Raw genomic sequence first — 21,790 nt, 5'->3', positions numbered from 1 at the left:
TAGGGTGTATGTGAGGATTCGAGAACACAAATAACGACGAAATAGACCATTAGATAGAAATGTTTATAAAACCTAATTTAACTTTAATAATTAATTACGTATGCAAAAATATTTTCAACAAATTATAGGAATAATAACTCTCTTATTCTGTCTTAATAATCATGTTATTGCTATCAATAGGGATTATCCTCAGACCGAGGAAGAAAGAAAACTTCAGGATATGGGTTCTTTGGCTGGCAAAGAAGGTTTAACCTTTTCACCTAGTAAAATAAAGAATGAATCAACAAAGACTAAGGAGAGTCAAATTAATAAATATTTATGGCAAGCAGCAGTGGAAATATTAAATTTTATTCCTCTGGCTTCCACTGATTCTAATGGTGGGATCATTATTACTGAATGGTATAGCCCTAAAGAAAATAAAAATTTTAGATTTAAAATAAATATCGTTATTAAAGATAATATAATTAGCCCTGATTCAATTCAAGTTAGAGTATTTGAACAAACCCTTAAACAAGGTCAGTGGGTAGATCAGCATAATGCTTCCAATTTAGCGCTCAGTATTGAAGATAAAATTCTACGAAAAGCACGCGAGTTATATATTAGTGTTGAAGGAAAAGGATGAAATAATAGCATTTCTCGAAACTAAATTAGCACTTAGAGTACGAGTGTCGGCTACCTCCGCGTACATATTAGTACGTGAGGAGCAGAAGATCATGAAGTACGACGAACGTAGATAATTAGTTTTCGGAAATGGTATTATTTCTTAATAATTATAGTCAATTCAAGTTGGGCATTTTACTGTTAAACACATGAAAAATATTGATCAGAAGTGGCAAAAGATTTGGCACGAAGAAAAAGCTTTTACTACAATAAACGACAGCACAAAACCTAAATATTATGTCCTTGAAATGCTGCCTTACCCTTCGGGTAAAATTCATGTAGGGCATTTACGGAATTACTCTATAGGGGATTGTACTGCGCGTTTTATGAAAGCTCAAGGCTATAATGTACTGCATCCTATGGGGTGGGATGCTTTTGGATTGCCTGCAGAAAATGCTGCTATTAATAATAATTCTCATCCTAAAGAATGGACTTATCGCAACATCGATACTATGAGGAAACAATTACAGTCAATTGGTTTTTCCTATGATTGGTCACGGGAAGTCAATACTTGTGACCCAGCTTATTATCAACATGAACAAAAATTCTTTTTAGAATTATATGAAAGAGGACTAGCCTACCAAAAAGAATCATTAGTGAATTGGGACCCTGTGGATCAAACTGTGCTAGCTAATGAACAAGTAATTGACGGACGAGGTTGGCGTTCTGGAGCTATAATTGAAAAACGATACTTAAAACAATGGTTTCTAAAAATTACTAACTATGCTGAAGAATTATTAAATGAAATCCCAAAATTGACTAATTGGCCCGAGTCAGTAAAATCTATGCAGGAAAAATGGATAGGTAAATCTGAAGGTAGCAACTTTAATTGGTCTATTAAAGATAGTAATCATATTATTGAAGTATTTTCTACACGGCCAGAAACGATTTTTGGGGCAAGTTTTATAGCCATAGCTTATAACCATCCTATAATTGAACAATTAGTAGATAAAAATATTCAAATCCTCTCTTTTATTCAACAATGTGCTAATCTACATAGTAGTGTTGCAGTAGAAAAAGCTGAAAAAGACGGGGTCGTCACTAATCTCTCGGTTACCCATCCATTTAACCCTAGCATTACCTTACCTGTTATTATTGCTAATTTTGTTCTAATGGAATATGGAACCGGTGCCGTTTTTGGTTGTCCTGCCCATGATGAAAGGGATTACGAACTAGCTATCAAACTACAATTACCGATAAAACCAGTGGTTTCTCCTCAGAATATTGAGTTAAGAGTGGGGATGACTAATTTGGGTGCCTCTCTTCTACCTTACACTGGTGATGGCACAATGATTAATTCAGATTTTCTAAATGATCTAGATATTCATGAGGCTAGAACAAGAGTTATTAAAGAATTTGAGGCACGTAATATAGGTAAGCGTATCATTAATTACCGCTTAAAAGATTGGGGGGTATCGAGACAAAGATTTTGGGGTTGTCCTATCCCAATAATATATTGCTCAGTTTGTGGTATTGTGCCGGTACCGATCGCTAATTTGCCTGTAACGCTCCCAGACAATATTAAATTTGATGGACATGGTAATCCTCTTGATCTACATCCTACTTGGAAACATACTAACTGCCCAAAATGCCAAAAAGCAGCCTTTCGGGAAACTGATACATTGGATACTTTTTTTGAGTCTTCCTGGTATTTCACCCGCTATTGTGATAATTCGGCACCGAATATAACTAATAAAAACTCATGCGATTATTGGCTACCAGTGGACCAATATATTGGAGGGGTAGAACATGCGGTGATGCATCTTCTGTATGCTCGGTTCTTTACTAAAGTTATGAATGAGCAAGGATATCTTAGCGTGCGTGAACCATTTACTAGCTTATTAACGCAAGGGATGGTACTTCATGCTACTTATAAGGATGCTGACAATAACTGGCTTTATCCAGATGAAGTAGAAAAGCAGTCGGATAAATTGGTGAATAAACATACTGGGCAGCACGTATTCCAAGGGCGGGTAGAAAAAATGAGTAAATCTAAAAAGAATGTAGTGGATTTAGAAACAATATTAGCAAACCACTGCGCTGACGCTGTGAGATTATTTGTCTTATCAGATAGTCCTCCAGAAAAAGATTTTGAATGGTCAGCGACTGGCCTTGAAGGATGCACTCGCTTTTTAAGTAAACTTGCTAATATGGCAGCAATGCTAATTAATCATGACCAGCCTGTTACTTTGTTATCAGAAATTAACTCAAGTAAACTGCTCAAACTTACGCATTATACTGTCAAATATGTTACTGAGGAAATTAGGGAATTTAAACTCAATAAAGCTATAGCACGACTTCGAGAATTATTTAACGCATTATCCGGCGAGTTCTCTAAGGAAACCAAAAGAGATATTAACAGCGTTAAAGAAGGATTTGCTATCTTAATTCGGTTGTTTAATCCATTTATTCCTCATATTACCGAAGAAATTTGGCAAAAATTAGGGAATGAAGAGAGATTATACCAAATAGCTTGGCCTTCTTTTAACAAGCAGTTTTTAGAAGAAGAATCTTATATAATGGCGATCCAAATTAATGGTAAATTAAGGGCTACTCATGAATTTCATAATGTAACTACTGAAGACGAAATTAAGAATATTATATTTCAGCTAGAGCCATTAAAAAAATACTTAAATAACAGCCAACCACAGAATATCATTATCATACCCAAAAAGATAGTCAATATAGTCCTGTAAAGTAATCATTGCTTAAAAGTTAATATTTTAATAAAAAAGTTAAGATATTGCTTGCATAATATCTTGTATTTTACTATAATGCCTTCAAAACTATTATATGTTATAACAAACGTTAATAAATAAAGAGGTATAGAATGTTGGGATTACAAAGGCTACTAAGCCAAGGAGCTAAAGGATTACTATCGTCTGCAACAACTGGCTGGGCAGCAAGATCAATAGGGTCAAAAATGTTGGGGTCTACCGTAGAGCCGATAACTTCTAGGATTAAGGCGGCTTTAATAATTTCTAAAATTGGCTTAGGAGAAGCACAACCACAAACCTATAGATCATTACAAGAACAGGCTGAAAGCTACAAGTTGAATAAACAAGTAGCGATTGGTACTATTACTACTGGCAGTGCTATTAAGGCTATCACTACAACAAGCATACTAGAAAAGATGGTTTATGGGGGAATCACTGCTTTTGTCGCAGGTCTGTTCTTTAAAACAAGCAGAGATGATAGCGCTATGATTAAAACATATAAGGACATGTACCACGCTACCTCCAAAACAGTATGTATTGCAGAATCCAGTGTAGAAGTAAAAGAACCAAATGGACAAGTTGCTAAGTATCAATATGTAACTCTGGCGGATCAAAAAGGGCAAGATGTGTTGATTCAAAATCAACCCATGATTGGTAAAAGCCCTAAATTTGTAACACAACCCCTTACTGCAGAGGTTATAGTGCAGCAACAAAAAGACGGTGTTATTTTTGAAACTGGTAAATATAACTTGAAAGGAGGATATACAGAAGCCGTGTATGAATCACGAGGAGATACAAAATGCTATACTCCTGATTTGTATACATCAATCAATATGCCTATAGCTTTAACTGCAAGTGCTGGGGTACGGAAAGTATTAAATAGTCAATTTGATCCTCAGGATGTTGACGATGCATTAAATTTTATAAATACACTTCATTTCTTAAAAAATGAGCGTACAAATTATGAACAATCTTCTTCCTGTTTGACTAAATTTAAAGATTTCATAGGAATTAAAGGTAATACAACAGAACAATGGAATCAACGAGCAAATTACTTGGAAAAAATAAATGCTATGGCACATCAACTTCAGCTCTCTGAACAAGAGGATGATATTTCAGAAGACTATAGTAATAATTTTGTAAAAACCGGTGATATTAATCAAGAATATTACCAGAGAGAAGCAACTACTTTATCCGATAGCATATATTATGATGCCAATAATAGCCCAGAAGTAGCACCAACAGGGTTGAGTATGTTGGAAGCAGCAGACGCAGGATAGGAACTAGAAATTATTGAGGATTTGATACACATTACTTCTTCCAAACAATAATAGAGTTTAGAAGAAGTAATGCTATTTAGAAATTAAAACTTCAAGCACTAAAAGATTTTCCACAACCACAACTACCTTTTTGATTCGGATTAGTAAAAGCAAAACCTGTCTTAAATTTATCTTCTACATAATCCATTATACTACCTATAAGATACATTAAAGCTTTGGGATCAATCAGTATTTTCACACCGTGCACTTCTACTACTTCATCAAATTTATTCTTCTCAGCAGCGTACTCTATGTGGTATATTATACCCGAACAACCGCCAGACTTTACCCCAACTCTAATACCAAAAACTGGCTTATTAGGTTTAGCTAATAATAATTTAACTTGCTCTACTGCTCTATCAGTCAATGTTAAAATATTCTTATGCATAAGTATACTTAAGTTAAGTTTTTTTCTTTCTGTAATCAGCTATTGCCGCCTTGATCGCATCTTCTGCTAATAAAGAACAATGCAGTTTTACTGGTGGTAGGGATAATTCTTTAGCTATCTCAGTATTTTTTATTGAACCTGCTTCATCAATAGACTTACCTTTTACCCATTCTGTGACTAAAGAGCTAGAAGCAATTGCTGATCCACAGCCAAAGGTCTTAAATTTAGCATCAGTAATAATCCCTTCTTTACTCACTTTAATTTGTAGCTTCATCACATCGCCGCAAGCAGGGGCCCCTACAAGACCTGTGCCCACATAAACATCTGCCTTATCCAAGGATCCCACGTTGCGAGGATTCTCATAATGATCCATTAATTTGTCGCCATATCCCATCTTGTTCTCCTTAATTATATTTTTTGTCTCTTAAACCAATTTAGTGGGAGGCCCACTTGATCTGCTTCAAGTCTATTCCTTCTTGTACCATTTCCCAAAGAGGGCTTAAGTCCCGTAAGTTACCAATCTTAGATATGATTAATTTTACAGCATAATCTACCTCTGCTTGGGTAGTAAATCTTCCGATACCAAACCTGATGGAAGTATGTGCTAATTCTTCATCTACTCCCATTGCTCTTAATACATATGAAGGCTCAAGGGAAGATGAAGTACAAGCGGAACCAGAGGAGACTGCTAAATCTTTAATGGCCAAAATTAATGATTCGCCTTCAACATAAGCAAAGCTTAAGTTTAAATTGCCCTTATACCTAGCATTTTTATCACCGTTTAAATAAATGTCTGGTATTTCGTTATTAATATTGTCATAAAATCTATTAAAAAGCTCCTCTACATGCGCAGTATCTTTGTCCATCTCCGCTAAAGCTATTTCAGCACTCACTCCTAATCCAACAATTAAGGGAGTAGGCAAAGTACCAGAACGCATCCCTCTTTCCTGTCCTCCTCCATTAAAAATTGGTACTAATCGTACTCTTGGCTTCTTTCTTATATATAACGCTCCTACTCCTTTAGGGCCATAAATTTTATGCCCTGAAATACTTGCTAAATCTATATTATATTCATTAACATCGATTGGAATTTTACCATATCCTTGCGCAATATCCGAATGAAAAAACACTCCTCGTTCCCGACATATTGCTCCAATCTCTTTAAGGGGCTGAATTACCCCGGTTTCATTATTAACAGCCATAACTGATACCAACATAGTATTATCGTGTATAGCGTTCTTTAATATCTCTAAGTTAATTAACCCATTGGCTTGAATTGGTAAATATGTTACTTTAAAGCCTTCATCTTCTAGGTGCCTGCAAGCATCTAAAACACATTTATGCTCACTGACAGCAGTGATGATATGTTTCTTTTTACTCCCATAAAATCTGGCAATTCCCTTAATTGCTAGATTATTAGCTTCAGTTGCTCCAGAAGTAAAAATAATCTCTTTTGGGTCTGCATTAATGAGGTTTGCCACCTTTGCTCTTGCAATTTCTACTGCTTCTTCAGCTTCCCATCCGAAGGAGTGGCTTCTAGAATGAGGATTTCCAAATTTACTAGTAAAATAAGGTAACATCGCCTCTAATACTCTAGGGTCAAGAGGAGTCGTTGACTGGTAATCCATATAAATTGGTAATGATTTACCACTTGCTTTTACTTGTTCTCTTAATAGTTCTAGTTCATTCATGCTCAATTACTCTCAATAGCTAGAATATATTTCTTTAAATGCATTAATAAAAGTTATTACATCTTGGGTGGTTTGATCATAACTAAAGCTAACTCTAATTGAAGACTTCGCGTCCGTATCACTAAACCCCATAGCAGATAATACATGTGATTTACTTACTTTACCTGATGAACAAGCAGAACCTATGCTAACAGCTATCCCCTGTAAATCCAGCGATATTAATTTTGTATGCACCTCACCCTTTGAGAGTACCATAAGAGTAGTATTAGGTAATCTCGTGGCATTTTTTGAAGCTATAGTAAGGTTAGGGTATGCTCGCAGATTTAGTTCCAAATCCGCTTGCAGTTTGCTCATATTTTGGTATCTTTGCATTACTTCTTGTGCCGCTATTTCACTAGCGAAACCAAAAGAGGCAATTGCTACTACATTTTCGGTGCCAGGCCTAATATTTTTTTCTTGTCCTCCCCCTACGATCATAGCTTTAAGCATATGGTTTCGTCTCGCAATCAAAACACTACTACCTTGCATTCCTCCCAATTTATGAGAAGAAATAGTAGCAAAATCTAGCCCTAATTCTGGAATATTAACAGGAATTTTACCTACTGCTTGTACACAATCACTGTGGAAAATAGCGCCGTACTGCCTTGCAAGCATTGCTAACTCTTTGATATTTTGTATAACGCCGGTTTCATTATTTGCAAGCATGATAGAAACAAGCTTTTTACTGCTAGGGCTTGTCGATAATAATTTTGCTAAATGTTGAATATCAACAATACCATCGCTGTTAACGTTAATCACTTTAAAATTATCTCGATATTTAGTATGGGCAAAAATTGATAAATGTTCTATTCCAGAGATAAAAATTTCTCCATCCATATAACTATTGATCAACAGGTTATTACTCTCGGTCCCAGAAGAGGTAAAAATCAGTTCATATTCTCGGCTATTTATATCAATACCTACAGATTTTGCAATCTGCATTCTGGCAGTTTCTATTATATTTTTTGCAGAGCGCCCATTTGTATGAATCGAGGAAGGATTATATGCCCCGTCCAGTAGATTTATGACCAGCTCCTTAACTTTAGGATGTAGATGAGTAGTTGCATTATGATCTAAGTATAACATATTAGTTAACCTCCAAATTCAGGTTAGTTAATTTATACTAAATCTGTTTTATCATGTTTATTCGATACTAATACATCTGCTATTGAGATATTATTAAAATAATCCCTGATATGATTCCCTAAACCAAGCCATAAATAATGGGTATTACACTGTACTTTATTAGGCATACAGTAAATCTCAGGCTTACGCATACACCTAGTCATTTCAATATTCTCATCAACTGCATCAATAATATTAGAAATCTTGATGTCCCTTAAGGCTGAGTTAAGGACATACCCCCCCTTTGAACCTTTTACTGATTTCACTAAATTAGCTCTCCTTAACTTGGCAAAAATTTGCTCTAGATAATTAACAGGTATATGCTGATGCTGTGAAATTGCAGCTAAAGTAACCGGTCTGTCAGTCATTTGAGAGGCCATTTCTAAAATTGCCATTACGGCGTACCTTGCTTTAGTGGTCAATTGCATAGACAGATTATATTCGCTCCTTTTAACACTTTATAATATCCTACTAATTTAATCAAGTATTTTCTAACAAAAGACAATATTATACCCTAGAAGCAGTTGTGTTATGATAATAAAAGATGTAAAAGATAAAAGTTAGGATCGAGGGACAAGAATTACATCGCCCTGTTTTAGTTCTGTGTTCTACAAATTACTAAGATTTTATTGTAATTTATGGGAGATGTCTAATTCTGTATACGAAATAAGGAAGGGATGAGTAATGGGCTTTAAGAATAAATTGTTACAAAGCATCTTCTATATTATATTATGTTTCATGGTAATGGAGCCGGTAATAGCGGCTAAAGCAAATGATTTACGCAAGTTGCATATTAATTCAGATCATTTAGTCATTGATCAAGCGAAGCAGCAGGCTTGCTTTACCGGAGAAGTGGTTTTATGGTTCGAAGGTATGGTAGTTAAAACTACTTCCTTGCAAATTTTTTATAAAAAAGTGCATAATAAAACAGCTATTGACTATATAGTGATGCCCAACAAACTTATAGCTGAAAGAGCTCACACCCATGAAATATTAATTGCTGATTCAGCAAAATATTTAGTAGATACAGAAGAACTGATATTGTCTGGTAATATAATAATCCAACATAATGAAATTATTATAAAAACAAATAAATTAGTGTATTATATGAAACTTAATAAAGTGGATTTGTGAAAATTATTATTTAAGAGTGCGGATAATGAATAGGCTACAAGTAAATAATATTTCAAAATCTTATAATAAAAGGGTAATATTAAGCGATTTATCTTTATATTTACAGGCAGGAGAAATAGTAGGACTATTTGGTCCAAATGGCGCAGGTAAAACCACTTGTTTTAGCATTATTATAGGGCTAACTCATCCAGATAGCGGCACATTATTTTATAATGACTATAATATTACCCATTTACCTATTTACTTAAGAGCTAAATTTGGCTTCAGTTACTTACCACAAGAACCATCAATTTTTCGGGGTTTATCTGTAGGGGATAATATTAGGGTAGTACTAGAGATTTTAGAAACTGATCAGGAGATTATCGAACAAAAAACTTCGGATTTACTTAAAGAATTTTCGATTTTTCACCTCAAAGAATTATCAGCGATGGGGCTATCTGGTGGAGAAAGGAGGAGGTTGGAAATAGCAAGAACTCTAGCAGCGAATCCTAAGTTTATTATGCTTGATGAACCACTTGCTGGGATTGATCCTCTGGCAATTGAGGATATTAAAGATTTAATTTCTCACCTACGCGATCGTAATATTGGTATTTTAATTACTGATCATAATGTTAGAGATACCCTGAATATAGTAGATCGTGCTTATGTTATTTATAATGGTAAAGTATTATTAGAAGGTAATCCCCAAGAGATTGCTTCAAGCTGTCAGGTAAAAGAAGTATATTTAGGGCAATCCTTTTCTTTATGATAAACTGAATTCAGCCTAAATCAACGTGTTGATTAGTTTTCAGAAATGGTATAATAATGCTTACATCGAATAGTGCGTTAATCATTAAACTTCTTTTAAAACGCTACTCGAGATGGTAATTTTGACAATGAATCTAGGCTCAAAGCCTCACTATTACTGCCGTACACTGTGGTTTGAAGCGACGAGCCTTCTTCCAATTCCCTACCAGAAGCGATATCTAAAAGAAGTCTATTGTTGGATTTTTGCAAGAATTTGCTTAGCTATATTAGTAGGAGTCAAGCCAAAATAGGCATATAATTCTCTTGCAGGAGCAGAATGACCAAAATTATTTATACCGAAAAACATCCCATCTTCTCCAATAATTTGGTGCCATCCAAAGCTACAGCCTGCTTCTATAGCGACCTTAAGTTTGGTATTAGATAAAATATCGTCAATATAGGCTGCATTTTGTTTTAAGAATAATTCAAAACAAAATAATGATACTACCTTGATATTTAAGGTGTGTTCTTCAAGTAGCGCTTTTGTTGCTAAAGCAATTGCTAATTCTGAACCAGTAGCAAATATAGTAACGTCTGCTTTCTCCTTAGGCTTTGATGTTATTAGATAGCCACCTTGATTGACATTAAGATTGAATTTGGCCAATATTTGAGGTACCGCTTGTCTAGTTAACGCAAGAACAGAAGGTCCTTGTGTATGTGATAAGGCAAGGCTCCATGCGGCTTTTGTTTCAACATAATCAGCAGGCCGAAATAAAGTCATGCCAGGTAACGCTCTAAGGCTTGCTAGATGTTCAATAGGTTGATGCGTAGGACCATCTTCTCCTAAACCAATAGAGTCATGAGTTAAAATGTAAATAACTTGTTGTTGCATAAGGCAAGCTAGCCTCATACTAGGTTTCATATAATCAGAAAATACTAAAAAGGTGCCACCTACTGGCAGAAAGCCGCATAGAGATAAACCATTCATTATAGCAGCCATAGCATGTTCTCGGACGCCGTAATGGATATAATTTCCACTAAAATCATCTTTATTAATAGCGTGTGTTTTACTATTTTGAATATTGTTAGAAGGAGACAAGTCAGCTGAACCAAAAATAATTTTATCTGATTGTCCTGCTAATGCTTCAATAATTTTGCCTGATGAAGTGCGGGTAGCTTCATCCTGTGTGGGGGCAGAAATATTGTCAAGAAAGCTACAATCAATGTTAGGCTTAGCGAAATAATATTTTATATCCTCATTAATATTATCAAAATGCTTATACCATAGATCATAGCGTTCTTTATTTCTTAGCCATGCATCTTGCCACATCTCTTTTAACTCTTGCGGGATGTAAAATGCCTCGTCTTTAAACCGTAATTCTTCTTTCATTAATTTAATTTCTGCTGCCCCTAAGGGGGTTCCATGAGCGCTGGCGGAATTTATTTTATTAATGCAACCTTTACCAATTAAAGTGCGGCAAGCAATAAAATAAGGTTTATCAGAATTTTGCGCTTTACTCAATGCGACGTTGATATGGGCCAAATTATGGCCATCTATTACTGCGGTATTCCATCCAAAAGCTTTAAATTGCAGTATATGATCTTCTGCAGTCGTTAAGCTTACTGGACCATCAATAGTGATTTTATTATCATCAAATAAAACGATTAAATTATTTAGGCATAAATGGCCTGCAACTGACGCTGCTTCATAGCTTATCCCTTCCATTAGGCACCCATCTCCAACAATACAATAAATTTTGTGATCACTAATAGATTTACCTAACTTATTTTCATATTTTTTTTGAGCAATGGCCATACCTACCGAGTTAGCAAAACCTTGCCCTAGAGGACCAGTACTAGTTTCAATGGCCTCATATGCACCATATTCTGGATGGCCAGGGGTTTTTGAGTGAAGTGTACGAAATTGTTTTAAATCTTGTAAATGAAAATTCTTATAATTTGTTAAATAGTAAAAACTATACAATAACATAGAGCCATGGCCTGCTGATAAAACTAAGCGGTCGCGATTAAACCATGCAGGATCAGCTGGATTAAACTTAAGAAAATTAAATGTCAAAATAGTCATTACATCTGCCATGCCAAGTACCATACCAGGATGACCTGATTGAGCAAGCTCTATACTATCGCTCGCTAAAACTCTGATACAATTGCTTAATTGTGAATCTTTTAGTATTTTGTTAAACTTCATTATAATAAATATTGCCTTGATATGTTTAAAATAGGTGAAAAATTTTTATAAAAACTATATAAACTGATACAAAATAGACCTCAAGTAAAAATAGATATTATGACAGCAAAACTATTAATCGCTTTTCTGTGGATTAAAACATTATTTAGTCAATTATGGTTATCCATTAGTTCCATAAGATTTTATCAAGATGTATATAAGTTTTATCACGGTTATGGAACTAAATATTTATTTACTATATCTTTTTTGTCTTCTTTAATATATTGCTTTTTCATTTTGCATCATTTATTTACATTAAAAGATTATTTTACTGAGAATCTTGTAACTAAAAACGTTGCTACTATTGATTACATATTAAAGCAACTACCGGAAATATACTATGATGGACACAAAATTGTAGTAGACCAAAATGAGCCAATATATTTATTGGATCCAAATGGTAATAGAATTGCAGTGATAGACTCAAGAAACCAATTATCACATGGCGAAAAACTTAGTACCCCAATAATTTTTTCGAGTAACAATATAACTATTTCTACTATTGAGATGACTGATCATAAAAAGAGTAATGTTTCTATAGAATATTCTAAGTTATTAAATCGTAAAGCACAAACACTGACGGCAGAAGTAGTAAAGCAATATTGTGCTAAGATCGTAGATAGCGCTCCTAAAATATTTATTTACCTTATAACACCTTTAATAATAATTGTCGGATTTTGTTTTATTTTATTTGAAAAAAGCTTTACCATTTTATTAGTATATATCTTGACTAATTTTTTTGGCCTTAAATCTTCTATGCAAGTGTGTAGTAGAGTAGTGTTATTTGCTAGTGGTGTATCTCTTTTACTACAACCTCTGATTGTCTTATTTTTACCTGCATTAAATGGCATGATATTTTATATACAGATGTTTGCACACTTATTACTGTTTTTAGGACTTTTGAGAATACGTAATAATAATCATGCTGTATTATAACTTCAAGTAATGATTATGCAAAGATTGGCAAAAGTAATTAGTAATGCAGGAATATGCTCCAGACGTGATGCAGAAGATTTGATAAGAGATAATCAAGTGAAAGTGGATGGAATGATTATTACTTCACCTGCCATCAAAGTAACTAATATTTCAATTATTGAAGTATCAGGCAGAGTAATTCATCAAACACCACTGGCCCGTTTATGGCGATATTATAAGCCTGTTGGGCTCGTTACTACCCATAAAGATACGCATGATAGAAACACTGTATTTGCCAACCTGCCTGGTTTACCAAGAGTTATTTCAATAGGGCGATTAGATTTAAATAGCGAAGGGTTATTACTGCTTACTAATAATGGGGGTTTAGCACGACAATTTGAACTACCTTCTACTAAAATGGAACGTATATATAAAGTGAGAGCTTACGGCCGACCTGCGCTTTTATTACAAAACTATCAAAATATAACAATAGATCAAGTAAAATATTATGTTAAATCAATTAAATTAGTGAAAACCTCTAGTGCTAATAGTTGGTTTGAAGTGGCGCTTACTGAGGGAAAGAACCGGGAGATTAGGCGAATTTTTGAATATTTTGGCTTAAAAGTTAATCGGTTAATTAGAGTTCAGTATGGAGATTTTGTGTTAGGAAATTTGCAACCAAATGAGTATCAGGAAGTAGAACGTAGACAATTTATGCAATTCTTATGATTAGAATTATAGCTGGTAAGCATAAAAATCGCCTAATACCCACTTTAAAACACTCGAATTATCGCCCTTCTACTGCTAAAATTAGAGAGGCAATTTTTAGTATCCTCACTTCCGGAGAATTGGCTTGTAGGGGGCTATTTACTGGTAATGCTATGGTGCTGGATTTATTCAGTGGTACCGGTAGTCTGTCTTTTGAGGCGCTCTCAAGAGGAGCATGGCATGTAACATTAGTTGATATAAATGCTCATTATTTACGAACTGCTAAAGAATTTGCGGTGTTAATCGATGCAGTTGCGAATACTACTTTTTTAAATATTAATGCTTGCATTCTGCCAAAAGCCACTAAAGCATTTGATCTCGTCTTTGTTGATCCTCCATATTATAATAATTTGGTCATAAAATCAGTTAATAGTTTGAAAAAAGGGGGATGGTTAAAAGATGGTTCAATATTAGTGATAGAATTTGGCAAAACTGAAATATTTACTGATAATTGTTTTAAGTTGATTAAAGAAAAAATCTATGGAGATAGTAAATTATTAGTTTTAGAATATAGAGGTTGAGATTCGTGCATAGAATAACCCTTCTATTTGGAAAATTATAGTATATTCTTCGTCTTTCAAGGGTTGGATTTCATTGAGTATAATTGAGGTATATCACGTAAAATGAGTAAAATAAAAAAACAATATATCTGTACAAATTGTGGTAATACTAGCCCCAAATGGGCAGGGCAATGTTTTGATTGTGGGTTATGGGGAGTGGTGGAGGAAGAAGTCATTCATAATCTGCCATCAGTTAAATTAGGTAATAAGCTGGGAGTCGCGAGGCTTGATGGCGTAGTTGAAGAGAGGTTATATAATATCACCCCTATTCATGAGTTAAATAGAGTGCTGGGAGGCGGGTTAGTTGCTGCTTCCGTAACTTTAATTGGAGGGGAACCGGGTATCGGTAAGTCTACGTTATTATTACAATTAGCGTCTGCCTCTTTTCAAAAATCCATGAATTGTTTGTATATTACTGGTGAAGAATCAACTCAACAAATAAAGCTCAGAGCTTTAAGGCTTGGGCTTAATAATCCAGCTACCTCTATTTTAGCAGCCGTAAATATAGAAGATATTATTGCCACTATTGAAGCAAGTGAACAAAATATTGATTTAATAATCATTGATTCAATACAAACTATGGTCACGAAGGCTCTCTCCTCGCCTCCTGGTACGGTGTCACAAGTAAGGGCTTGTGCTAATGAATTAATCAGTTATTCCAAACATAATAATATTATCATGTTAATTAGCTGTCATGTTACTAAAGATGGTCAATTAGCTGGCCCTAAATTACTTGAACATCTTGTTGATACAGTATTATATTTTGAAGGAGATCATAATAGTCATTTTCGCATTTTACGTTCCATCAAAAACAGATATGGCGGGATAGGGGAGATTGGGGTTTTTGACATGACCTCTACTGGACTCCAAGAAGTGCCTAACCCTTCAGAATTATTTTTATTAAAAAGGGAAAAAAATGTTAATGGCGTGGCAGTATTTGCTGGTATTGAAGGTTCTAGACCGTTATTAATTGAGATTCAAGCCTTAATTGCGCCATCAACTATCCCTATACCACGACGTTCAGTAGTAGGGTGGGATTTAAATAGGTTATCGATGATAATAGCAGTACTTAATGTGCGGTTTAAGCTAAACTTATCCTGTAAAGAAGTATATTTAAGTGTTGCTGGGGGGCTAAAAATTACGGAGCCAGCTTCGGATCTAGCGGTAGCAGCAGCGTTAATCTCAGCAGCCACCAATAAAGCAGTACCAGAAGAAAGTGTTTTCTTCGGCGAAATTGGCTTATCTGGGGAAATAAGAAAAGTAAACGGCGCGGAAACCAGAATTAAAGAAGCAAAAAAGTTAGGGTTTAATAAAATAGTGTGTTCTAAGCTGGAAAAATTAGACCATGAATTAATGTACCCTATTAGTAATCTAAGAGAATTAGGGGCGTTTCTAGCAAAATGAATTTTCGGAAATGTTATTTTCTTATCATACTAGTTGGTAAAAAAAGAGAAATAATTAAGAAAAATTAATAAATCTTTATTATTTTAGTGCATAAGGTTTTATACTGTCAATATCTTAAAAAAATCAAGAGGTTATATGACCGAAAAGGATAGCACGGTTAACAAACTAATTGTTGCAATAGACCCAGGACCTCTCCCCCACCTAATAATGTTATTAGGTCTGAGCGATAAGGGAATAATTGATAAGAATGCACAGAATAAGTCAACAGGTAATACTATTTCCATAGTACCCCACAGATTTTACAGGAGGGTTAAAATAATAAATTGAATAAGTGACTGAGAGTCACTAATCTCCGCTGAGAAACAAGCAACAGGAGGTATTAATGGACTCTCAATCACTATACCAAATATTATACATATTTTTAGATTGGCACCCAGCACGAATTAAAACATTTGCAGAATTAATTTGTGCAGTAGTAAAAGCTAAAACTGTGAGAATCAAAGAATTAGCACTGTATGTCGCTTCTAAAGGCAATTTGCATGCCAAGATTGTTAAAGTTGAGCGTTTGCTTTTAGAACAAAATATGTGCTTTATAAGTTTAGGGAAAATTATTGTTAAATTGCTCTGTCTAACAGGTAAAATTAGCCTTGCCATAGATAGAACCAGCTGGCAATTTGGTATTAAAAATTTGAATTTTTTTGTTGCAACTATCGTTTATGGTAATATTTCAATTCCTATAGCATGGTTGTTACTTGATAAAAAAGGCAACTCTTCTACTAATGAAAGAAAGAAATTGATTGAGCAAATTTTAACAATTATACCTAAGGAAATGATAGAGCTTATCCTTGCCGATCGGGAATTTGTTGGTGAGGAATGGTTGCAATATATGGGTGGAATCCAAAAATTACCTTTTGCTATCAGGCTAAGAAAAAGTGAGAAGGTCAAGCATTTCAACGGTGGCAAGATGAAGTTGAATAAATGTTTTGCCGATATGCAAATGGGTGACACTAAAACTATAGAAAGCAAAATTTACAATGGTATGGCAATTAAAATAACTTGTTTGCAATTAGAAAGAGAGCAACTATTTATTGCTAGTAATGTGCTTATTGGTGAATGTGCTTTGCTAGCATATAAGCAGAGGTGGAGCATTGAGCGACCTTTTCTGTCTCTCAAGTCATCTGGATTTAATATTGAAGATACCCACATTACAGATCAAAAAAAGCTGGAAAAACTATTTGCAATAGTATCTTTATCCTTAGCTATTTGCGTGCTTGCTGGTGACATTAAGAACAAAATTTATCCTATAAAGATCAAAAAACATGGTCGTAAATTATACTCATTATTTACTTACGGATTTGATTGGATAAAAGATTATTTTTATAACTCGTTAAGTGATACCCCTGCTATGTTGTTTTCATTACTACGAAAACACATTATGCATGCCTTTCAACTTCAACAATAAGTGTGGGGTACTATGGGCAAAGATAAGCAAGTAATGCAATACATCAGCCCGCAATCAACAATAACCAAAAAAATCAAACATGAGTTAAACAATATAGTAGAAATACAAAAAAAGCAGGAGATATATAGGTAAGATGGTGGTACTTGAATCAGCAATTACATGATTTCATCACATCCAACTAATCCGCTATCTTGAACTTGATGTCTGATACAAAGAGTGTCTAGAGCTTCATTTTTTGGAGGAAAATCATAGTATTTCTCGTTGTTAATTTGGTCTGAGAATTGTATAATTATAGCAGTTTCTTGATTAAGGATTTCTTCATATAAACTTGCCGTAGAAGGCAACTCTTCTGGAGTAACAAATTCTTGATAAACCTTAATAGTATATTGCAGAATTTGTTCAATAAAGACTGAAAGTGTTTCGTCAATTAAACTACTGCTCTTAATGATTATTTTATCCTTCAGATTATAAGGCGAGAAAGATCCTCTATGTTTTATCAATTCACTTGTTAGATCAGATACTCCTTCTACTATTAATATATAAGCAACTTGGGTCATAAGAGGCAATAAACAAGGCAAGGCTTGTCCAGTCCTAAGTAAAGATAAACCGCTACTTACTTGTTTTTCTACATTTGAAAATGTTTTGGTAGAATGTTCTGGTATAATGTTTAACCCATATATATTTCCTAAACCAACATGTCCTAATTCCGCTACCTCAAAATTAGTAATTACCTCTTTGTTAGGATCAATTTTTTGAAAATATTCAGAGCTTTTACTGCTAATTACTACTTCTCCTGCAACATTACTGCTTAGAACCTTCATGAGTTCGTCTATATTGTTTTGCTGAACCTTTAAACATACTAATTTGGAGTATAAATGTTTTAATAACAAATTCTTGTGTAGTAATTCTGTTTGATAAACTTGTTTATTTTCACTGGAAGTAAATTCTTCTTGTATTACTTCTCCTTCAATTGGGACAATAGTACTTTCTTGGTCAGGAAATAACATTTTAGCTATTTGCTCTACTTGTTTTTGTTGGTTATAACAATATTTTGCAAACAACCATTTTATATTATATGGCATCTTATTACCTAAAGGGTCATCATATAATATGGTAATATGGTCATTATCTTTTGATAAAAAAATGGCTATAACATTGTCTATGTTCTCTATGTTTTGATTATTATTGCTCGTATTATAGTAGTGAATACAAAAAGGACTATTGTTGATGTCGTCTTGATATTGATTTAAAAATTCTTCTAGCTCTACTACATTATATATTTTATGAATAGCTCCCAATTGATCATATTTTTGTGACTTAAGGTGAAAATTGTCTTCACCCATAACTCTATACACTATTGAGGCTTTTAGGCTACTTTGGTTTAATATGTCTTGATTACTGTCTTTAGAAGATTCAGGTAATAATATTAGATCAAAATCATTATTGATTTTAAAGAACCCTTGTAGATAATTGGTTTCTTTCTCTAACAATCTTTTTGCTTTTTTAAGATACTCTCTAGATACATCTTTGTAATTTGCTTTGTATATTGATGATTCTGGTGCTTTAATAATGAACATCCCTTGAGTTATAGCAGTAAATATTGAGCTGAATTTCCTTATTAGATGCCAGCTACGTTCTATCTCCACTTCAAAGAGAGTTATATAGGTGCTGGGTAATATCTCTATCGTGCTACCGCTTAGAAAAGTAGCCTGTTTTAACGCATCCTCAACCTTAGTTAATTTATTATTGCGTAAATTATTTTTCTCTAAAAAATACTCCGCTTGTTTTATACTATGATAAGGATTGTGAATGATTCTCTCTACTACACTACAATCAGTTTTTATTCCATCTTTACAGATTTTTTTCCCCTCTATTAGAATCTTTGCTTCTTCTGTGAATTTTGCAAATACTTGCTCTGCTACAGTGTTGTGAGGAGAATATTGCTCTGATTTTTGCTTTTTTTCTTGTTTGATTGTTTCTAACTGAGGTAAATTGTCAGCTTTAAGCTCTTGCTGTTCCAACCAAAAAGCCCAATATTCTTTTAGATCTTCTAGTACAAAATGAAATCCTTCAATATGTTTATTCTTTTCTCGTAATTCCTGATACAAATTAGAAAAGCAATGAAATAATTCATCCTGAAGATCAAGTTCTACTACTTTATCTAAAATATTCTGGACTCTTAGTTTTTCTGTTTCATTTCTCAATCCTTTTACTTCAGAAATTCTAAGATCTGCTAGCGATTTTATTATACCTAAATTTCTAATCTCACTTTCTCTGATAATTAGTTGTCCACTGCCAAGGTCACCTTGCCTAGCTGTTCGTCCGAATGCTTGATCTTCCACTCTTTGGTTAGACGGAAGAAAACTAACACAAACATGTAATCCTCCATGTTGTTTTAGTTCTTCCGTTGTTTCTAAATCTGTTCCTCTGCCAGCTATATTAGTTGCTATGATTACATCTCTAGAACTTACCCGATCTTTAGTAATTTTTGCATCATCTTCATCAACATAAATTTTAATTGTATTAATAGCATTTTGATCTAAGCTTTTGAATAATTCTAAGCTTTGCTTGATTATTTTGACATCTTGAATAGTTTCACAAATAACTAGCACAGCTCTATTTAGGTTAATTTGTTCTAATATTCCAAGTATAATGCTATCAAGCCAATTACTATCCTTAACTATTATTCCAGGTAATTCCATAAATCTTTTTTCTTTATAAGTAGGAATTTCAGTATGAACTACCTTATATATTTCAGATAACAAAGACTTCTCAGTATTTGAACCTAAAGTACCTGTCATACCAAATATTTTATTACCATATTTCTTAATATAATGCATATTTGATACATGAGAGTTAGTAAGGGTTTCAGTGGTTAAATGTAAATTATGCTTTAACTGTAAAAATTGATGTAAGCCGTAAGGCCAAACAGTATTATTGAGATTTACTCCTGTATTCATGTAATCAACAGGGGTAATTGTACCTTCACCGTTTTTAAACTTGATAATATAGTGTTGATTCTCATGGCAAGCATATTTTGCATATAATGCATTATCAATCCATTTATCTAATTGTCTCTCTGCATATGCTTTGAGATATTTTGGCATTAAAATGGTATCTATAGGGTTAGACGCTTTTATTCTAGCTTTAATGACTTCTATTCTATCAGCGATAAATAATTCACTTGTGAGCTCTTGTTCTGCTTTATATAATTCCTGCCAAATTTTGATATATACATATCTGAGGCTCTCCATTCCAGAAAAAGGATTTGCTAGTTTAGCAATATGCCTACCATTATCTACTAGCATACTATCAACTTCATCTAGTATGACTGTGCCAAATTCTCTGTCCACACGAGTTCCATACCCTAAAAAGGCATCCTTCAAATAATCGAACTGAAAGTTGCTGATAGAACCATAGACAATATCTGCTCTATAGCATGTTCTTGGCCCTTCTGTAGCTTTTGTGTTACTGTTATTATCAGCAGTAATCTCGTTATTACTATAGTTATTATCCGGATTATTAGTCGCAACACTAAGGCCAAATAAACTATAAAAATCTTCTTTGGTAACTACTCCTTCTGCAGCTAAAATATTATTACTGGTTATAATGTCTACCTTCTCGCCCTGTAGCCGTTTAATAACAGCAAGTAGTGATGCTATAGTAGTTTTACCTTCACCTGTCTGAATTTGACATAACTTACCCTTATTATCTTCTGTACTTAAAAAAACTAAAACTGCTAATATTTGTGTATCTCTCAGACGATGCCCTCCAGTTATTAACTCATTGGCTCTATCCATTATAGCTATTGCTTCACAAATATCCTCACCATTAAGCTTATCTTTCTTACCACTAGCCCAATCACGAATCTCTTTAACCCCTCTATTGTCCCACCTCTTATAATATTCGACTACTCTCTGGTATTTTTCTTGTAATTTAGATATCTCAGCTTTATCATTGTGAATTCTAATATTATCCTCAATATCCTTAGTAAAAATTATTTCTGATAATAATCTCTCTAACGGTTTAGCTTCTGGGTCCGCTTTATATTGTGTTATCTTCGGAAAAACTATTGCATCAATATTTTTAGGATATTGCTCTTCTATTGCAGTAACTTGATCAAAAGTTTTATTAATGAGTCTTGTATTATTATTTGCATGATCTTTCTCTTCTCGTTTTTGAGCCCAAAGATTCGTCAACCATAATTCTAATTTAATGGGATTAAGTTCTAAAGAATTAGCTATTTCAGCTAATATTTTGGCTTGCTGTGCATTTTCTCTATTTAAGCCTAAATTATAAAATCGCTTACAAAATTCACTAAATTGACTAAAAAGAACAGGATAACTTACTACTAAATCTTGTATTAAATTACTTAGTGCAGTAACTTTATCAATGTTCTCCTCAATAGGTTGTTTTATATTTGTTATTATTGCATCTGTTACGGTTGGATCTTCTAATTCTATTATTTTCCTTTGTAGCTCTCTGATATATTTTGTAATTGCCTCATTATGTGTTTGGATATCAAAATCCATAATCTCTTGTAATTTTTCTTGAAATGTGTTGTTGATTTGACCAGAGTTTGGTTTAATCTTACTCTTTAAATCTTTTGCTGCATGTCTTTTCATTTAGCCTAC

The 21,790-nt window shown here is 33.8% G+C and carries 18 protein-coding genes; 11 read left to right on the top strand and 7 right to left on the bottom strand.

The genetic code is table 11. The features are described from left to right. Nucleotides 1-100: 100 nt before the first annotated feature. From ACFELV_RS00815 to ACFELV_RS00805, 3 genes are all read left to right on the top strand, one after another. Nucleotides 101-622, top strand: coding sequence for a DUF3576 domain-containing protein (locus ACFELV_RS00815; protein WP_375326336.1), 522 nt, complete (start codon nt 101-103; stop codon nt 620-622). Nucleotides 623-809: 187 nt separating this feature from the next. Further along, a complete protein-coding gene (gene leuS, locus ACFELV_RS00810) occupies nt 810-3,356 on the top strand; it encodes a leucine--tRNA ligase (protein ID WP_375326335.1) in 2,547 nt (848 codons plus the stop codon). Nucleotides 3,357-3,490: 134 nt separating this feature from the next. Beyond that, the gene (locus tag ACFELV_RS00805; RefSeq protein ID WP_375326334.1) at nt 3,491-4,657 is read left to right on the top strand and encodes a hypothetical protein; all 1,167 of its coding nucleotides are present in this window, start codon (nt 3,491-3,493) and stop codon (nt 4,655-4,657) included. Nucleotides 4,658-4,748: 91 nt separating this feature from the next. Here ACFELV_RS00805 and ACFELV_RS00800 read toward each other — a convergent pair whose 3' ends face one another. The 5 genes from ACFELV_RS00800 to ACFELV_RS00780 are packed head-to-tail and all read right to left on the bottom strand — an operon-like array spanning nt 4,749 to nt 8,367. Next, nucleotides 4,749-5,084: a HesB/IscA family protein gene (locus tag ACFELV_RS00800; protein WP_375326333.1), complete on the bottom strand. Its 336-nt coding sequence runs from the start codon at nt 5,082-5,084 to the stop codon at nt 4,749-4,751. Between the two features lie 13 nt (nt 5,085-5,097). Then, on the bottom strand, nt 5,098-5,478 hold the full coding sequence (gene iscU, locus ACFELV_RS00795) for a Fe-S cluster assembly scaffold IscU (protein WP_375326332.1): 381 nt from the start codon (nt 5,476-5,478) through the stop codon (nt 5,098-5,100). A 40-nt stretch (nt 5,479-5,518) separates the two neighbouring features. Further along, nucleotides 5,519-6,775 (bottom strand): IscS subfamily cysteine desulfurase, encoded by a 1,257-nt coding sequence (locus tag ACFELV_RS00790; RefSeq protein WP_375326331.1) that lies wholly within the window; start codon nt 6,773-6,775, stop codon nt 5,519-5,521. Nucleotides 6,776-6,787: 12 nt separating this feature from the next. After that, nucleotides 6,788-7,900 carry a cysteine desulfurase family protein gene (locus ACFELV_RS00785; RefSeq protein ID WP_375326330.1) on the bottom strand — a complete coding sequence of 371 codons (1,113 nt, stop codon included), beginning with the start codon at nt 7,898-7,900 and terminating at the stop codon, nt 6,788-6,790. A 32-nt stretch (nt 7,901-7,932) separates the two neighbouring features. Beyond that, entirely contained in the window at nt 7,933-8,367 is a 435-nt protein-coding gene (locus tag ACFELV_RS00780) for an Rrf2 family transcriptional regulator (RefSeq protein WP_375326329.1), read from the bottom strand. Between the two features lie 256 nt (nt 8,368-8,623). Here ACFELV_RS00780 and ACFELV_RS00775 point away from each other — a divergent pair, with 256 nt between their 5' ends. Both ACFELV_RS00775 and lptB read left to right on the top strand, forming a co-directional pair. Next, nucleotides 8,624-9,073 (top strand): LptA/OstA family protein, encoded by a 450-nt coding sequence (locus tag ACFELV_RS00775; protein ID WP_375326328.1) that lies wholly within the window; start codon nt 8,624-8,626, stop codon nt 9,071-9,073. 25 nt (nt 9,074-9,098) lie between these two features. After that, nucleotides 9,099-9,821 (top strand): LPS export ABC transporter ATP-binding protein, encoded by a 723-nt coding sequence (gene lptB / locus ACFELV_RS00770; RefSeq protein ID WP_375326327.1) that lies wholly within the window; start codon nt 9,099-9,101, stop codon nt 9,819-9,821. Nucleotides 9,822-10,049: 228 nt separating this feature from the next. On the opposite strand, the gene tkt is transcribed toward lptB, so the two are convergent. Continuing rightward, the gene (gene tkt, locus ACFELV_RS00765; RefSeq protein WP_375326326.1) at nt 10,050-12,008 is read right to left on the bottom strand and encodes a transketolase; all 1,959 of its coding nucleotides are present in this window, start codon (nt 12,006-12,008) and stop codon (nt 10,050-10,052) included. A gap of 99 nt (nt 12,009-12,107) precedes the next feature. On the opposite strand from tkt, the gene ACFELV_RS00760 reads away from it, so the two are divergent. From ACFELV_RS00760 to ACFELV_RS00735, 6 genes are all read left to right on the top strand, one after another. After that, the gene (locus tag ACFELV_RS00760) at nt 12,108-12,983 is read left to right on the top strand and encodes a DUF1189 family protein (protein ID WP_375326325.1); all 876 of its coding nucleotides are present in this window, start codon (nt 12,108-12,110) and stop codon (nt 12,981-12,983) included. Nucleotides 12,984-12,998: 15 nt separating this feature from the next. Continuing rightward, the gene (locus ACFELV_RS00755; protein ID WP_375326324.1) at nt 12,999-13,691 is read left to right on the top strand and encodes a pseudouridine synthase; all 693 of its coding nucleotides are present in this window, start codon (nt 12,999-13,001) and stop codon (nt 13,689-13,691) included. Beyond that, complete coding sequence (gene rsmD, locus ACFELV_RS00750) at nt 13,688-14,251, top strand: 16S rRNA (guanine(966)-N(2))-methyltransferase RsmD (RefSeq protein WP_375326323.1); 564 nt, start codon at nt 13,688-13,690, stop codon at nt 14,249-14,251. The genes ACFELV_RS00755 and rsmD overlap by 4 nt, the downstream gene beginning before the upstream one ends. Before the next feature lie 102 nt (nt 14,252-14,353). Continuing rightward, nucleotides 14,354-15,694 carry a DNA repair protein RadA gene (radA, locus tag ACFELV_RS00745; protein ID WP_375326322.1) on the top strand — a complete coding sequence of 447 codons (1,341 nt, stop codon included), beginning with the start codon at nt 14,354-14,356 and terminating at the stop codon, nt 15,692-15,694. Between the two features lie 135 nt (nt 15,695-15,829). Further along, the gene (locus ACFELV_RS00740) at nt 15,830-16,021 is read left to right on the top strand and encodes a hypothetical protein (RefSeq protein WP_375326321.1); all 192 of its coding nucleotides are present in this window, start codon (nt 15,830-15,832) and stop codon (nt 16,019-16,021) included. A gap of 55 nt (nt 16,022-16,076) precedes the next feature. Continuing rightward, on the top strand, nt 16,077-17,156 hold the full coding sequence (locus tag ACFELV_RS00735) for an IS4 family transposase (RefSeq protein ID WP_375326208.1): 1,080 nt from the start codon (nt 16,077-16,079) through the stop codon (nt 17,154-17,156). A 155-nt stretch (nt 17,157-17,311) separates the two neighbouring features. Here ACFELV_RS00735 and ACFELV_RS00730 read toward each other — a convergent pair whose 3' ends face one another. Next, nucleotides 17,312-21,781, bottom strand: a complete 4,470-nt coding sequence (locus tag ACFELV_RS00730) for a hypothetical protein (protein ID WP_375326320.1) — start codon at nt 21,779-21,781, stop codon at nt 17,312-17,314. Nucleotides 21,782-21,790: the final 9 nt, after the last annotated feature.

The sequence above is a fragment of the Candidatus Tisiphia endosymbiont of Nemotelus uliginosus genome, assembly GCF_964264835.1.
Taxonomy (GTDB): Bacteria; Pseudomonadota; Alphaproteobacteria; order Rickettsiales; family Rickettsiaceae; genus Tisiphia.
Note: the sequence above shows the minus strand (reverse complement) of the source record. Positions and strands in the feature narration are given on the sequence as shown.